At 68.3% G+C, this 15,277-nt stretch carries 11 protein-coding genes; 5 read left to right on the top strand and 6 right to left on the bottom strand.

Annotation, left to right across the window (positions count from 1 at the left end):
- Nucleotides 1–49: 49 nt before the first annotated feature.
- The 6 genes from secA to mtrA form a co-directional block, all read right to left on the bottom strand.
- Nucleotides 50–3,004: a preprotein translocase subunit SecA gene (gene secA / locus C5E07_RS02455; RefSeq protein WP_104240396.1), complete on the bottom strand. Its 2,955-nt coding sequence runs from the start codon at nt 3,002–3,004 to the stop codon at nt 50–52.
- A 142-nt stretch (nt 3,005–3,146) separates the two neighbouring features.
- A complete protein-coding gene (gene hpf / locus C5E07_RS02450; RefSeq protein ID WP_104240395.1) occupies nt 3,147–3,815 on the bottom strand; it encodes a ribosome hibernation-promoting factor, HPF/YfiA family in 669 nt (222 codons plus the stop codon).
- A gap of 111 nt (nt 3,816–3,926) precedes the next feature.
- Complete coding sequence (locus tag C5E07_RS02445; protein WP_104240394.1) at nt 3,927–4,715, bottom strand: ComF family protein; 789 nt, start codon at nt 4,713–4,715, stop codon at nt 3,927–3,929.
- Nucleotides 4,716–4,792: 77 nt separating this feature from the next.
- Entirely contained in the window at nt 4,793–6,511 is a 1,719-nt protein-coding gene (locus C5E07_RS02440) for an LpqB family beta-propeller domain-containing protein (RefSeq protein ID WP_104298314.1), read from the bottom strand.
- Nucleotides 6,508–8,667 (bottom strand): MtrAB system histidine kinase MtrB, encoded by a 2,160-nt coding sequence (gene mtrB, locus C5E07_RS02435; protein WP_258063754.1) that lies wholly within the window; start codon nt 8,665–8,667, stop codon nt 6,508–6,510. The genes C5E07_RS02440 and mtrB overlap by 4 nt, the downstream gene beginning before the upstream one ends.
- Nucleotide 8,668: 1 nt before the next feature.
- The gene (gene mtrA / locus C5E07_RS02430; RefSeq protein ID WP_104240392.1) at nt 8,669–9,358 is read right to left on the bottom strand and encodes an MtrAB system response regulator MtrA; all 690 of its coding nucleotides are present in this window, start codon (nt 9,356–9,358) and stop codon (nt 8,669–8,671) included.
- Between the two features lie 118 nt (nt 9,359–9,476).
- Between mtrA and C5E07_RS02425 the strand changes: the two genes are divergently transcribed.
- Genes C5E07_RS02425 through C5E07_RS02405 form a run of 5 tightly spaced genes read left to right on the top strand, consistent with a single transcriptional unit; the run spans nt 9,477 to nt 15,083 of the window.
- The gene (locus tag C5E07_RS02425; RefSeq protein WP_146080479.1) at nt 9,477–10,802 is read left to right on the top strand and encodes a hypothetical protein; all 1,326 of its coding nucleotides are present in this window, start codon (nt 9,477–9,479) and stop codon (nt 10,800–10,802) included.
- Nucleotides 10,802–11,479 (top strand): DUF4129 domain-containing protein, encoded by a 678-nt coding sequence (locus tag C5E07_RS02420; RefSeq protein ID WP_104298312.1) that lies wholly within the window; start codon nt 10,802–10,804, stop codon nt 11,477–11,479. Before C5E07_RS02425 ends, C5E07_RS02420 begins: the two co-directional genes overlap by 1 nt.
- Nucleotides 11,476–12,774: a DUF4350 domain-containing protein gene (locus tag C5E07_RS02415; RefSeq protein ID WP_104298311.1), complete on the top strand. Its 1,299-nt coding sequence runs from the start codon at nt 11,476–11,478 to the stop codon at nt 12,772–12,774. The genes C5E07_RS02420 and C5E07_RS02415 overlap by 4 nt, the downstream gene beginning before the upstream one ends.
- Complete coding sequence (locus C5E07_RS02410; protein ID WP_104240388.1) at nt 12,764–13,717, top strand: MoxR family ATPase; 954 nt, start codon at nt 12,764–12,766, stop codon at nt 13,715–13,717. Before C5E07_RS02415 ends, C5E07_RS02410 begins: the two co-directional genes overlap by 11 nt.
- A 58-nt stretch (nt 13,718–13,775) precedes the next feature.
- Nucleotides 13,776–15,083 carry a DUF58 domain-containing protein gene (locus C5E07_RS02405; protein ID WP_104298310.1) on the top strand — a complete coding sequence of 436 codons (1,308 nt, stop codon included), beginning with the start codon at nt 13,776–13,778 and terminating at the stop codon, nt 15,081–15,083.
- The last annotated feature ends 194 nt before the right edge of the window (nt 15,084–15,277 follow it).

The raw sequence follows: 15,277 nt of genomic DNA, 5'->3' as shown, positions 1-15,277 counted from the left end.
CACTGTGGGAGGCCCGCTGGTCAGGGTGCTCGACTCCGAGCAGCCGTCGTTACTTCTTCCTGCGGCGCTGAGCCCGGTTGCCCGCCGGCTGTCCACCCGGCTTGGACGTCGCGCCCTTGCCGAACGAGCTGCCAGCAGCCGGCCCTGAGGACTCCGCCTCTGCCTGCTCGCCCTGCTCCGCAGCCTGACGCTTGGCGGGGTTCCCCGAGCGAGAGACAGGCTGGCGGGGTCGCGTGCCCTGCGGGGCCTTCGCGACCGGTGCCGCGGGCTCCTCGCCGGCTTCCTCACGAGCCTGGTCGAGCGCCGACGAAGTGCCGAGGTCGCGCTCGCGACGCTTCGCGTCCGCCGTCGCCCGCTGGTTGAGCTGGCCACGCTCGTTGCGCACCTCGACCTCACCCTGGTCGGTCGCGGCAGAGTAGCTCAACGCGGTCTGGGCCTTCTCGTCCAGCCCCTTCGCGACGATCTGCACGTCCGGGGTCTCACTCGCAGACGGGGTCTCGTCCTTCTTGACGGTGACCTCGAGGTTGTAGAGGAACCCGACGGACTCCTCGCGGATGCTGCCGAGCATCTGCTGGAACATCGCGAACCCCTCACGCGTGTACTCCACGAGCGGGTCGCGCTGGGCCATCGCACGCAGACCGATGCCGTCCTTCAGGTTGTCCATCTCGTACAGGTGGTCGCGCCACTTGCGGTCGATGACACTCAGCACGACGCGTCGCTCGAGCTCGCGGGTGGCTTCCTCGCCGATCGACTCCTCACGACGCTCGTACGCGAGACGTGCATCGGAGAGCACCTCCTCCTCGAGCATCTTCCTCGTGAGCTTGCTGCGCCCGCCTGCCTCCTCGAAGAGTTCGTCCTCGGTGATGCCGACCGGGTAGAGCTGCTTGAGGTCGGTCCACAGGGCGTCGAACTCCCAGTCGTCGCCCGTGCCATCTCCCGTGTGCTCCTGGATGATGTCGTCGATGGCGTCGGTGAGGAAGTTCTGCACCTTGTCGGCGATGTCGTCGCCCTCGAGGATGCGGCGGCGATCGCTGTAGATCGCGGTGCGCTGCTCGTTGAGCACGTTGTCGTACTTGAGCACGTTCTTGCGGATCTCGGCGTTGCGGGACTCGACCTGGGACTGCGCCGACCGGATGGCCCTCGACACGATGCGGGACTCGAGGGCGAGGTCGTCGGGTGTTCCGTCGCCTGCCATGATCGCGCGCGTCGCTCCCGTGTTGAAGAGACGCATGAGGTCGTCGGTCATCGACAGGTAGAAGCGGCTCTCGCCGGGGTCGCCCTGACGGCCGGAGCGGCCGCGGAGCTGGTTGTCGATGCGGCGGGACTCGTGACGCTCGGTGCCGAGGACGTAGAGGCCCCCTGCCTCAGCCACCTCGTCAGCCTCGCTCTTCACCTGCTCCTTCATGGAGCCGAAGACCTCGAGCCACTTCTCGTCGTACTCGTCCGCGTTCTCCTGCGGGTCGAGACCGAGCGCCGTCATCTCGGCGACGGCGAGGAACTCGGCATTTCCGCCGAGCATGATGTCGGTACCGCGGCCGGCCATGTTCGTCGCGACCGTGACGGCGCCTCGACGCCCAGCCTGGGCGACGATCGCCGCCTCGCGTGCGTGGTTCTTCGCGTTGAGCACTTCGTGCTTGATGCCGCGCTTCGCGAGGAGCTTCGAGAGGTACTCGCTCTTCTCGACGCTCGTCGTGCCGACCAGGACCGGCTGGCCGGTCTCGTGGCGCTCGACGATGTCCTCGACGACCTGGTCGAACTTGACCTTCTCGTTCTTGTAGACGAGGTCGGGGTTGTCCTTGCGCTGCATGGGGCGGTTCGTGCGGATGGGCACGACGCCGAGCTTGTAGGTGCTCATGAACTCCGCGGCCTCGGTCTCGGCCGTACCGGTCATGCCCGCGAGCTTGTCGTACATGAGGAAGTAGTTCTGCAGCGTGACCGTCGCCATCGTCTGGTTCTCGGCCTTGATCTGCACCCCTTCCTTCGCCTCGATGGCCTGGTGGAGACCCTCGTTGTAGCGTCGGCCCTTGAGGATGCGGCCGGTGTGCTCGTCGACGATGTTGACTTCGCCGTTCTGCACGACGTATTCCTTGTCGCGCTTGAAGAGCGCCTTCGCCTTGATGGCGTTGTTCAGGAAGGAGATGAGCGGGGTGTTGGCCGACTCGTAGAGGTTGTCGATGCCGAGGGCGTCTTCCACTCGGTCGATACCCGGCTCGAGCACGCCGATGGTCCGCTTCTTCTCGTCGACCTCGTAGTCGCGGCCCTCCTTGAGCTTGCGCACGATCGAGGCGAACTCCGAGTACCACCGGTTCGCGTCACCCTGCGCTGGCCCGGAGATGATGAGAGGCGTTCGGGCCTCGTCGATCAGGATGGAGTCGACCTCGTCGACGATCGCGAAGAAGTGGTCGCGCTGCACCATGTCCTCAGATCGCCAGGCCATGTTGTCGCGGAGGTAGTCGAAGCCGAACTCGTTGTTCGTGCCGTAGGTGACATCGGCGGCGTACTGCTCACGGCGCTCGGCCGGGGACTGCCCCGCGACGATGCATCCGGTCGTCATGCCGAGGGCGCGGAAGACGCGGCCCATGAGGTCGGACTGGTAGGTCGCGAGGAAGTCGTTGACCGTGACCACGTGCACGCCCTTGCCGGCGATGGCGTTGAGGTACGCGGGCAGGGTCGCGACGAGGGTCTTGCCCTCACCGGTCTTCATCTCGGCGATGTTGCCGAGGTGGAGCGCCGCCCCACCCATGAGCTGCACGTCGTAGTGCCGGAGGCCGAGCACACGTCCCGCGGCCTCGCGGACGGCACCGAAGGCCTCTGGGAGGAGAGCGTCGAGCGACTCCCCCGCCTCGTGACGCTCACGGAACGAGACCGTGATGTCACGGAGCTCGTCGTCGCTGTACTCCTTGAAGGCGTCCTCGAGGCGACCGACCTGCTTGGCTACGCTCTCCAGCTTGCGAAGGGTGCGCCCTTCGCCCATGCGGAGGATCTTCTCGAGAACTGAGGCCAAGGTCTGCTCCTACTGGTTGACGCAAGTGGCGCGAGAACGCGCGGCGAAGCACAGCCCGTGCTGTGCACATCGGTTGATTCTACGCACCTCGCCCCGTCCGATGCTGGATGCATCGACCGGGGCGAGGTGGGCGAGAACGGAACTAGGAGACGGGAACCGAGTTCTCGTCAAGCGCGATGACTCCGTAGTCCCAGCCGCGGCGTCGGTACACGACGCTCGGACGGAGGGACTCGCTCTCGATGAAGAGGAAGAAGTCGTGCCCGAGGAGCTCCATGTGGTCGACGGCTTCGTCGTTGCTGAGGCGCTTGGGGGCGAAGGTCTTCTCCCGGATCACCACGGGCGAGTAGAGCTCCTCGAGGCTCTCCTCCTCGGCCTCGATCTCCGACGCGGTGGCGCCGGATTCGACGAGGCGGATCGTGTCGGTGTTGGCGGGAGTGACGTCGATCTGCGCGAAGTTGTCGGCGGCCGCCTCCTGGAGACGGAGTGGCGTGTGCTGGCCGCGGTGGATCTTCTTGCGGTCCTTGTTGCGGCGAAGTCGCTCGACGAGCTTGTCCAGGGCCAGATCGAAGGCCGCGTACTTGTCACCGGCCTCGGCCTCGGCGCGGACGACCGGGCCGGGTCCGAAGAGCGTGATCTCGACTTTGCCCTTGTCGAGCAGGTTTCCAGCCCTGTCGGTTCGCTTGGTCAGCTTGATTTCCGCTGCCTGCGTCTTGCCATCGAGAAGCGAGACCTTCGCAAGCGCCTTCTCGGTGGCGTACTCGCGGAAGCGGTCCGGGATCTCGGTGTTGCGACCGGTGATCGTGATTTCCATGTCACTCTCCTGTCGTTCTGCACGAGGCCGAGGTGTCACTGCCTCGTGATGCTGTGCCGCAATCGTAGACCCCTATTCACCCGGTGTTGTCTGCGATTTCGCAGACATGCCTTACCCTCCGCGCGTGTCGACTTCCGGGCGCGCTGCCCTCGCAGATCTGCCGACTGTCTCGGCGACGACGACGCATCCGACCACGACCGCGCCGACGCTCTCCAAGGCACGGACCGCTTCGCGCATCGTCGCGCCACTCGTGACGACATCGTCGACGAGCACCACCCGCGCGCCTGCCAGTCCCGGGTCGGCGGCGAAGGCGCGCCGCAGGTTCTCGGCCCGAGCGGGGGCCGTGAGCCCAGCTTGGTCCTGCACGCGCCGGACGAGTCGGAGCGCCCGCACACTCCTCGTCCCTGGCAGCGCCTGCTCCCAGAGCAGAGCGAGGTGCACGTAGCCACGAGCACGGATCGAGCTCGCCGACGACGGGATGAGCACCGGCACCCAGGTCGCGGAGACGGGCCCGGAGTGCGGCGCCGCCTCCCGACCGCTTCTGGCAGCGGCGGCGAACCCCGAGACCGCCGACCGCAGGAGCACCCCGAGCGGGCGCGCCGCATCCGCTCTTCCCCGTTCCTTGAGCGAGGCGAGGAGCACCTTCACGGAGCCCTCGTAGGCGCAGGCGGCGATGACGGGGATCCGGCCTCCATCAGCGGCGATGATCCTCACGCCGCACGCCCGCACCGCAGCGAGCCGGGCAAGCTGCTCAGCGCAGCCCCGGCAGAGCGCGCGACCGAGCCTGCCGCAGGCGGCGCAGGCGACGGGGAGGAGAACCGCCAGTGCGTCGAGTGAAGCTGCGCGCAGTCGCTCCACCCGGTCGTGGAGCAGCGCTGTGACGCCGGCGGGCAGGGGCATCGTCCAAGCATGACGACAAGCGAGGGCGAGACGCTGCCTCGATCCCGGTGCTGTGGAGAACCGAGACCGGCCCTTGATCACACCTGGGTCAGGATGAAGTCCACGACAGCCTCCGACTGCTGCCACCTGTTGCCCTTCGGCACGTAGATATGGCGGTCCTTGTCGAGCACTCGAAGACCGGCGGGCGTGTTGCTCCCCGTGATCTGCTGCCCTTCGAGCACGGCGCCGTTGACGCTGACCGTGCCGCCGACCGTCTGCGTGCGCACCTCGGCCGTGCCCTCGCTCCCCGTCGCGAGCACCGCGAGCGAGGTCTCATCGACCCAGGCGAGGTCGATCGGCGAGGCGCCGCCCGGCTCGAGGATGAGCGGGTTGCCGAGCGCGATCGGCCGGTTGGTGCTGGGCTCGCGTTCGATCGCCATGACGGCGACCTTGACTCCGACGGAGCTGTTCTCGAGCACCGCGAGTCTGGCACCGTCTCGAGACACGGCGATGGACCGATACCCGGTCGCGCCGACGTTCTCCGCGGGCTCCAGCCAGCTGTGCTGACGGTCGTCGACATCCGTGGCACGAAGCCCGGAACCATCCGTGCTGCCGGTCCAGGTGTACCCCCAGCTGTCGAGGCTCATCGCGAGGGGACCCGGCCTGGCGTCGACGAGCAGCGGGTCGGGGACGGCGATCGGGGTCGTGTAGACGCCGTTGGGCGTCACGAACGAGGCGACATCGCCAGCGCTCGAGTAGGCGCCCTTCTGCGGGGCGAGGGAGGCGATCGCCCCCTGCAGGGCCGCGGTCTCCGGCGACGCCGTCACGTTGACGCCGCTCAGGAATCCGAGCTCGCCGCCCTTGTAGACGAGGGGGGTGCTGGTCACCTGTCGGTTGACGACGACGGCATCCTCGGGAGGCAGATCCTGGTCGATCGGGACGCCTGTGATGGACATGGTGACGCTCGTGATCGACTCGAAGTCGGCGAAGCTCTCGGTGAGCTGCAAGAGCATCCGCGAATATCGTTCGGGAGAGGCCGAGGAGAGAACCGACGAGAAGTCGACATCGGCGACGTCTCCCTCGACGGTCACGGCGCCGAGCAGCGTCACGTCGGAGGGGATGGCGCTGACGACGTTGCCCTCGGCGAGCCAGGGCGCCGGCCCGTTGACCAGGGCGCGCGCGATGCGCGTCATCGCGGTCTGCTGCGCGTCGAACCACCGGACGTCCGGGACGAGCCGCGAGAGCGTGTCGTCGTAGAAGTAGAGGGTGTAGCTCTTGAAGAGACTGCGGAAGTTCTGGTTCAGCAGCACGATGCCGGGAGGCGCCTCCGTGATCCTCCACTCGCCGTCCGCGTTCTGGGCGAGCGTGAAGTCGAGGCGCTCGGTCGTCCCGCTCTTGAGCTCGCTGTAGATGCCCTCGGCATCGACGCTGGCCGAGGACTTGTAGCTCGCTTCGACCCGATCGGACCCGTCGTCGACCACATCGGGGACGGAGGCGGTGACGATGATGCGCGCGTTCGGGTCCCACTCCTGCCGGAACGATTCGTCGAGGTACTGCCGAGCGACCTCGTAGTCGTTCTGTGTTCCCGTTCCTGCATCGAGGAACCCCTCGATCACCTCCTCGCGGCTCATGCCGTCTCGCGGCGGATCGGGGAAGAAGCTGTACGACTGGTCGCTCTCCTGCTGCTCGGACTCGCCCGCGAGGACCTGGCCGGAGGTCGGGATGCGGGCGCATCCGACGAGCACGAGCATCGCGATGACCACGATTCCTGCCGCGGCTCCCCGCGTCGCGCGCCGTCGGTTCGCAGCTCGTCTCATGTCCGCTCCTCCTGCCCCTGCTCTGCTGATTCCCCGACGGGCCGGTCCTCGTCCTCTGCGTCCTCGCGCGCATCCTCGCCGCGCGTGCCCTCGTCGCCTTGGTGGTCCTCGTCGCCTTGGTGGTCCTCGCGGCGCGTGTCGGCATCGCCGTCGTGATCGCCGCCATCGTGATCATCACCATCGTGGTCGTCGATGCTGGGAAGCGAAGGCACGGACTCGGGAGCCGAGCTGGTCACCACAACAGCTTCCGCATCGTCCCAGGGTGCTGGGGTCTGGGCCGGCTCGTCGAGGGACGTCGCCTCGATGACATCCATCGAGTTCGTGGGTGCCGAGGAGACGAGCGGTTCGGCGTTGGAGGAGCGCATGCCGACGAGGTCAGGCAGCTCGATCGGCTGCGTGTCGACGTCTTCGTCGGTGAACGCCTCGGAGGACACGTCCTCCTCGTCGATCATGACGGTGGCGGCACCTGCATCTCCGGGCTCGAGCGGAAGCGGTGAGCCCATGATCTTGCCGCCGACGAATCGCGGCAGGGTGAGCCGGAAGTTCGTCCCCTTGCCCGATTCCGACCAGACCTCCAGGCGCCCCTCGTGCAGGCGAACGTCCTCGAGCGAGATCGCGAGACCGAGACCGGACCCGCCCATCGTGCGCTTGCGCGACGGGTCGGCGCGCCAGAAGCGGTCGAAGACCCTGGTGCGCTCGGCCTCGGTCATGCCGATGCCGTAATCGCGCACGGACAGCGCGACGGCAGACTCGTTGGAGTCGACCGACACGACGATCGGCTTCGCCTCCCCGTGCTCGATGGCGTTGCCGAGGAGGTTCCTGACGACGCGGTTGATGCGGCGGGCATCGAACTCGGACTCCCCGTAGCCACCTGGCGCCTTGAGCACGAGGCGCGTGCCGTGATCGAGCGCGACCGGGGTCATGGCGCCGATGACGTCGTCGGCGACGGTCGCGAGGCTGTTCGATTCCCGCAGGATCTCGACCGCTCCGGCGTCGTACCGGGAGATCTCCAGGAGGTCGGCGAGCAGGATCTCGAACCGTTCGATCTGGTCGTGGAGGAGCTCGACCGACCGCGCCGTGACGGTGTCGAAGTCGTCGCGACGGTCGAAGAGCATCCCACCGGCGAGACGGATGGTCGTGAGCGGCGTGCGCAGCTCGTGCGAGACATCTGAGACGAAGCGCTGCTGCACCTGGGACAGGTTCGCGAGGCGCTCGATCTGGTCCTGCAGGCTGTCCGCCATCTCGTTGAACGACCTCGCGAGCGTCGCGATGTCGTCCTCTCCCGACTCCGGCACGCGCTGCTCCAGGTGCCCCGCCGCGAGGCGCCTGCTCGTCTTCGCGGCCTCCCGAATCGGCTGGATCACAGCCCGCATGACGAACCCCGTGATGACGGCGACCAGGAGCACCAGGACGATCATGGCGACCACGAGGGTGCGCTGCACGAAGTCGAGCGTCTGCTGCGTCTCCTCCATCGAGTACACGAAGTACATCTCGTACTGGCCGAGGCTCTGCACGGTGACGGTCGAGCCGATGACGATGCCGGGCACCTCGTTGCCGAACTCGTCGACGAGCGCGATCGACTGGTAGTACGTCTGCGGCGACGCCGAGGTCGTTCCGGTCGCCGCGGTCTCCGCGCCCGACCTCACCGCTTCCTTCAGCTCCGGCGAGACCAGATCGGCCGAGACTGGCCCCTTCGCCAGCGCCCGCAGCTCGTTGGATTGCTCCTCGCCGTCCGACGCCCCCTGCATGAAGATGACGCCGTAGCTGTTGGCCGCCGAGTCCTGCGCCGCGTCAACCGCAAGCGTCTGCAGGGTCTCGAGGGCCGCGCTGTCGGTCTCCTCGCCTGAGGCGAAGACCGTCTGAGCCGCGGTCACGGCACGCTCGGTCTCCGAGACGAGGGGCCTGAGCCTCGAGTTGAACAGGTCGCTCGCGATGGAGTTGGACATGACGAAGCCGACGGACAGCACCGTCGCCGTCGTCAACGCGACCGAGAGCGCGATCGTCCGGAAGGGAAGCGACGTCCGCCAGAGGAAGACGAGGTTCCGCCAGACCCCGTGCGCGGAGCGCCACCGGTACGGGACGCGGATGCCCTCCGTGTCGACGTCGGGCGTCCGAGAAGAAGGGGTGGAGGTCGTCCGCCGGGCTACTGCGCTCACGTCAGGAGAACGCGGTCGTGTTCCCAGCGCGGTACCCCACGCCGCGAACCGTCGCCACGATCTTCGGGTGGTCCGGGTCGTGCTCCACCTTCGCGCGCAGGCGCTGCACATGCACGTTGACGAGACGGGTGTCAGCCTTGTACTGATACCCCCAGACCTGCTCGAGCAGCTCCTCGCGCGTGAACACCTTCTGCGGCTTCGCGGCGAGCGTGAGCAGCAGATCGAACTCGAGCGGAGTCAGGTTGATCTGCTCCTCGCCGCGCAGGACCTCGTGCGCGTTGACGTTCAACGTGAGGTCGCCGACGCGGATGATGCTCTGCACCTCCGGCTGGCTCGCGCGCAGCCGGGTCTTGATGCGAGCGACGAGCTCCTTGGGGTTGAAGGGCTTGACGATGTAGTCATCGGCACCGGCTTCGAGCCCGCGGACCACGTCGGTCGTGTCCGACTTCGCGGTCAGCATGATGATGGGCGTGCCGGATTCCGCGCGAAGCAGGTGGCAGATCTGGATGCCGTCCAGGCCGGGAAGCATGACATCGAGCAGGACGAGTTCCGGCTTGACCCGACGGAACTCGCCGAGGGCAGCCGCGCCGTCGCCGCAGAACTCGGGTTCGTAGCCTTCGGCCCTGAGAACGATGCCGATCATCTCCGACAGCGCGAGGTCGTCATCGACCACGAGGATGCGTTCGCCCACAGAACCCTCCCTGTTCCAGAACCTGCCCGAGACCGGGCGCTTCCCTCAGCGTAGCGGGCATAGTCCCCTCAGAGGCTCAACCCAGAGTGCGCGGCGCGGGGTGTGCCACGATGGACGCGTGACGCATGGCCCATACGAGCACGCACCCGAGCCCAACCACGCGTATCCGCCGCAGCCCGGAGCGCCGACGCCGAGCGCCTTCCCGCAGGCCGGTCACTGGCAGGGCACGGGGCAATGGCAGGGACAGCAGCCCGATCAGTACGGCGCACCCGGCCCGGCGAGCTGGCAGTACGGACCCCCGCAGGAACCGGGCCAGGGCCAGCCGGGCGGTCAGTGGATGCCGGCCCCGACGCCCGGCCTCTTCCCCCTCCGTCCGCTCGCCTTCGGCGACGCTCTCGCCGCGACGTTCCGCCTGTTCCGCACCTCACCGAAGACAACGCTCGGGAGCGCCGTCATCGTCATGGGAACAACGACGCTCTTCGCGAGCCTGCTTCCCGTCGTCGTCGGAATGCTCATGTTCACGCGCATCCCCTTTGGGGGAAGCCAAGAGGACATCGCGCCGATGCTGGTCTCCTCCATCACGCTGACATCGCTCGCCGCGATCCTCGGCCTCGCCGTCGCGGGGGTCGGCTCAGCGCTCCTGCAGGGCATCCTCGTGCGCGTCGTCGCCCGTGGCGCGATCGGCGAGAAGCTCGGCTTCAAGGAGGCCTGGCGCGCGGGGTGGCGCGGCATCTGGCGACTGATCGGGTACGCGCTGCTCGTCGGAGTCGGCGCGGTGGTGCTCATCGCCGTCGGCTGGCTCCTCATCCCGCTCATCATGTTCGCCGTCCTCTCGGGGTCAGGCGGAGATGAGGCGACGATCGCCGGCTCGATCGGGCTCGGCGTCATCTTCACGCTGCTCCTCGGCGGGGCGACGGTCGTGCTCATGGTGTGGCTCGGCATCAAGATCATGTTCGCCCCGAGCGCCATCGTCCTCGAGGGCCTCGGCCCCATCGCCGCCATCCGCCGCAGCTGGAACCTCTCCCATGGCAACTTCTGGCGAGTGCTCGGGGTCGTCGTCGTCATCCAGGTGATCCTGAACGTCGCCACCGGCGCCGTCTCGACGGTCGCGCAGCTGGCCGTCAGCCTTGGACAGGTCATCATCCTGCCCCTCGGAAGTGGCGAGTCGTCCGAACCTGACGCTGGCACGATCGTCGCGTTCGCGCTGATCCTGCTCATCACCTCCGCGCTGCAGGTGCTCCTCGGGGCGATCGTCCTCGTCCTGACGAGCGGGAACGCGACGATCCTGTACTTCGACCTGCGGATGCGCAAGGAGGCGCTCGGCGTCACCCTGCAGCGATATGCGGAGCAGTCCGCGGCCGGTGCCGACATCGCCGATGCTGACTTCGACGTGCAGGTGCAGCGGCCGGTCTCCGCGACGGGGGCTCCGGGGTACGTGCGCTGATGCGGCTCGGCCCGTGGGTCGGCTCGATGGAGCCGCCGCTCGAGATCGACGAGGATCCGGCGCGCGATCTTCTGCAGGGTGAACTCGCGAAGGCCGAGTACACGCAGGCCTCCCCCACCTGGCTCGATCTCTGGATCGACGATTTCTGGAACTGGGTGAATGACCTGCTCCAGCCCATCGAGGGGGTGCCAGGGGGCTTCTCGCCGATCGCGCTCATCCTGGGCGGACTTGTGGTCCTCGGTGTCCTCGCGCTGCTCATCGGTCGGCCGATTCTCGCCCAACGGGCGAGGCGACGGACAGGAATGCCCGCGGATCTCTTCGACGGCGATGAGCGTTCTGCTCGCGACCTGCGCGGTTCCGCTGCGGCGGCGGCATCGCGAGGCGATTTCGAGACGGCCGTCGTAGAGCAGTTCCGGGCGCTCGCTCGGGCAGTGCATGACCGCACGGTTCTCTCTCTCAGTCCTGGGATGACGGCGACGGCGGTCGCGGAGGCGACGGGCGTCTCGTTCCCCGGTCACGCTCCAGCGCTGCACGTCGCCGCGAAGTCCTTCGACGCTGCCAGATACCTCGGCCTCGGAGCCTCCGAGGCCGACTGGCACCAGCTGCGCGATCTCGACCTCGCGCTCGACTCGGCAGCACCGGTCAAGCTGGCCTCGTTCTCCGGGCGGGCCTCGTGAGCATCACGCGGGCCGCGACGCCGACCGTTCCGGAGCGGCTCAGACGCGCGCGTCCGTGGCTGCTCATCGCCGCGGGCGCGGTCGTCATCGCCGTGACGAGCACGCTCCTCGCCGGGGGGATAGCAAGCGCGAACTCGCCATATCTCGGCGTGGACTCCGCACAGCCCAACGGAGCGAAGGCCGTCTTCACCGTGCTCGGCGACCAGGGCGTGTCCACGAGCGCGGCGACGAGCCTCGAGGAGGCTCGGTCGCAGCTGCTGGACGCTGAGGGCGACACGACGCTGGTCGTCCACGACCGTGACGGCCTGGCCGTCGATGACCTCGCCGCGCAGATCGCGGAGCTGGACGCGGAGCGGGTGCTGCTGCTCGCGCCGAGCCGGGACCTCCTCGAGGCGTTCGACGGGGCGATCGTCGTGGGCGGCGTCGGTGCCGACGGTGAAGATGCAGACACGGTCGCCGCCGGCGAGGAATGCGCTCCACCGCTCGGAGATCTCGCCCCCGACATCTCCCAGCGGGGTGCGCGGCTGTACCAGCTGGGTGACGAGGCCTCTGGACGCAGCGCCTGCTACGCCGAGTCCGGGCGCTTCGCCTACGTCGAGACGGGGCTCGCCTCCGGAACGGAGCTCGCCGCGCTGGGCGCGACCGACAACCTCAGCAACGGCGAAGTGCTCAGCGCCGCGAACGCGGCCATGGGTCTCGCGGTCCTCGGCGAGACGGAGTCGCTGGTCTGGTACGTGCCGGGCGTCGCCGACGCCGAGGCGGTCTTCGGAGCGCAGCCGTCGCTCAGCACCTACGTACCCCCGTGGCTCACGCCGACCATCCTCATCGCGCTCGCCTCGCTGCTCGGAGTGATGGTGTGGCGAGGACGCCGCTTCGGGCCCCTCGTCGAGGAGCGGCTGCCAGTCGTCGTCGAGGCTTCCGAGACGATGCAGGGCCGCGGCAGGCTCTACGCGCAGCAGCGGGCCCGGCTTCGCGCCATCGACAATCTCCGCATCGGCACGACGACTCGTCTCGCGAGGTCGCTCGGGCTAGCCCGAGCGAGCCACGTCCAGGACATCATCACATCGAGCGCTGCGGCCCTCGGGGCGAACCGAGCCGCAGTCGCGTGGACGCTGCTCGACGCCGTTCCCGGCAGCGAGGCCGAGCTCCTCGATCTGAGCCAAGCGCTGCTGACCCTCGAACGGGAAGTCGCAGCAGCCGTCGATCCGAGCAGCGCCCGCCCTCGCCAGGCCCGCCCCACGACCACCGACCCAAGCAGCACCGCCGAGAACAACGGAGGCACCTATGAGCACTGATGTCCGTGAAGCACTGCAGCGAGTCCGCGGCGAGGTCGCCAAGGCCGTCGTCGGACAGGAGCGCGCCGTCGACGGCCTCCTCGTGGCCCTCCTGGCAGGAGGGCATGCACTGCTCGAGGGTGTTCCCGGCGTGGGCAAGACGCTGCTCGTGCGCACGCTGAGCGAGACCCTGTCGCTCGACACGAAACGGGTCCAGTTCACCCCGGACCTCATGCCGGGCGACATCACCGGGTCGCTGGTCTACGACTCCGCAGCTGGCGAGTTCGAGTTCCGCGAGGGCCCCGTCTTCACGAACATCCTCCTCGCCGACGAGATCAACCGCACGCCGCCGAAGACGCAGTCGGCCCTGCTCGAGGCGATGGAGGAGCGACAGGTGTCCGCCGACGGCGTGACCCGCGCCCTCCCGGCTCCCTTCCTCGTGGCGGCGACGATGAACCCCATCGAGTACGAGGGCACGTACACGTTGCCCGAGGCGCAGCTCGACCGCTTCCTGCTGAAGCTCGTCCTCGAGCTCCCGTCCCGGGACGCGGAGTTCGAAGTGCTCCGGCGGCATGCCGCCGGCTTCTCGCCGCGTGACCTGCGGGCTGCCGGGGTACGCAGCGCGCTCTCTGCCGAGGAGCTGCGCCGAGCGCAGGCTGAGGCGGCTGCCGTCGAGGTGCGAGCGGATGTGCTGGCGTACATCGTCGACATCGCCCGCGCGACCAGGCAGTCTCCGTCCGTGCGGATGGGCGTCTCTCCCCGCGGGGCGACGGCCCTCATGTCGGCCAGCAAGGCGTTCGCATATCTGAGCGGCTACCAGGCGGTGACTCCGGATCACGTGCAGGCGATGGCGCTTCCCGTGCTCCGCCACCGCCTCCAGCTCCGGCCGGAAGCCGAGCTGGAGGGCGTCGGCGCCGATGCGATCCTCCGCTCCGTGCTCGCGCAGGTGCAGGTTCCGATCTGAGCCCTGCAGGCTGCGCAATCACCGTTGAAGTCGAGAGCTGGAAGGGAAGCGTGAGCACATGGTCGTGAGTGGACGTCTTGTCCTCCTGACCGCCGTCGGGGCGGTACCCGTGGTGCTCTTCGGGCAGACCGTCGAATCGGCGTATGTGACGTTGGCGATCTGGCTGCTCTTCGTGCTCCTCACGTCCATCGCGGATGTCCTCCTGGCGGGGGCACCGCGTCAGGTCGAGATCGAGCGGAGTCTGCCTTCGCGGGTCCGCCTCGGCGAGGCGGCCGTGAGCCGCGTCGCCATCACGAACCGCGGCTCGCGCACGCTGCGGCTGCAGGTGCGCGACGGCTGGGAGCCGACGGCCGGTGGCACGCAGCACCGACCGAAGCTGGATGTGCCAGTCGGCGAGCGCCGCGTGGCCGAGTTCCCGCTGCTTCCGTCGCGCCGCGGCGACCGTCGGGCCGAGCTCGTCACGCTCCGCAGCTGGGGTCCGATGGGGCTGGCGGCCCGACAGGTCAGCCTCGCTGACCGCGGAGTCCTCCGGGTGCTCCCTCCCTTCAACTCGAGGAAGCATCTCCCCTCGCGCCTGGCGCGACTCCGCGAGCTGGACGGCGCCACGCGCCTCATGGTCCGGGGGCAGGGCACGGAGTTCGATTCGCTGCGCGAGTATGTACGGGGCGACGACGTACGCTCGATCGATTGGCGAGCCACCGCTCGTCGTCAGGACCTGGTCGTACGGACCTGGCGGCCCGAGCGTGACCGCCGCGTGGTGATCGTGATCGACACCGGGCGAACGTCGGCGGCTCGCGTCGCGGACGAGACGCGCCTCGATACTGCCATCGAGTCGGCGCTGCTGCTCGCGGCGCTGGCGACGCGCGCGGGTGACCGCGTCGATGTCGTCGCCTGGGATCGTCGAGTGCGGGCGCGCATCCAAGGCGTCTCGGGGGCTGAGCTGCTGAGCCGCATGGTCGAGTCGCTCGCGGATGTCGAGCCCGAACTCATCGCGACGGATTGGCGAGCCATCCCAGGGCTGGTGCGTGGAGTGACGACACACCGTTCTCTTGTGGTCATTCTCTCGACACTGGAGACCGGTGGCACCCTCGAGCCCGTCATCGCTGCGCTGCCGCAGCTGGCGAGCAAGCACGTCGTCGTGCTGGGGTCGGTGCTGAACCCCGATGTTCACGAGGTCGCCGTGCGTCGCGAGACGCGTGAGCAGACGTATGCAGCGTCGGCCGCGGAGCGCGCGCTCCTGGACCAGGAGCGCGTGCGTCAGACGGTTCTCCGCCTCGGCGGGGACACGGTGACAGGGACGCCATCGGCGCTGCCGCCGGCGATCGCCGACCACTACATCGAGCTGAAGGCCACGGGCCGCCTCTAGGCGTCTCAGCGTGCGCCAGGGCTGCGGGGGCTCATCTCAGCAGCCCTTGGCGCACATCCGCCGCTCCGCCTGCAATGCTGTTGCTTTCGGGCAACAAAAAAGCCGGGGTTGGTCATCGAGGAGCATCTCTGCTCACTCAACAACCAACCCCGGCTTATGAAGAAGTCCGGCGGTGACCTACTCTCCCACAGGGT

Origin of the sequence: Pseudoclavibacter sp. RFBJ3, from assembly GCF_002931375.1 — a bacterium.
Classification (GTDB): Bacteria; Actinomycetota; Actinomycetes; order Actinomycetales; family Microbacteriaceae; genus Pseudoclavibacter.
The sequence above is the reverse complement of the archived record's forward strand: the minus strand, read 5'-3'. Positions and strand labels throughout refer to the sequence as shown.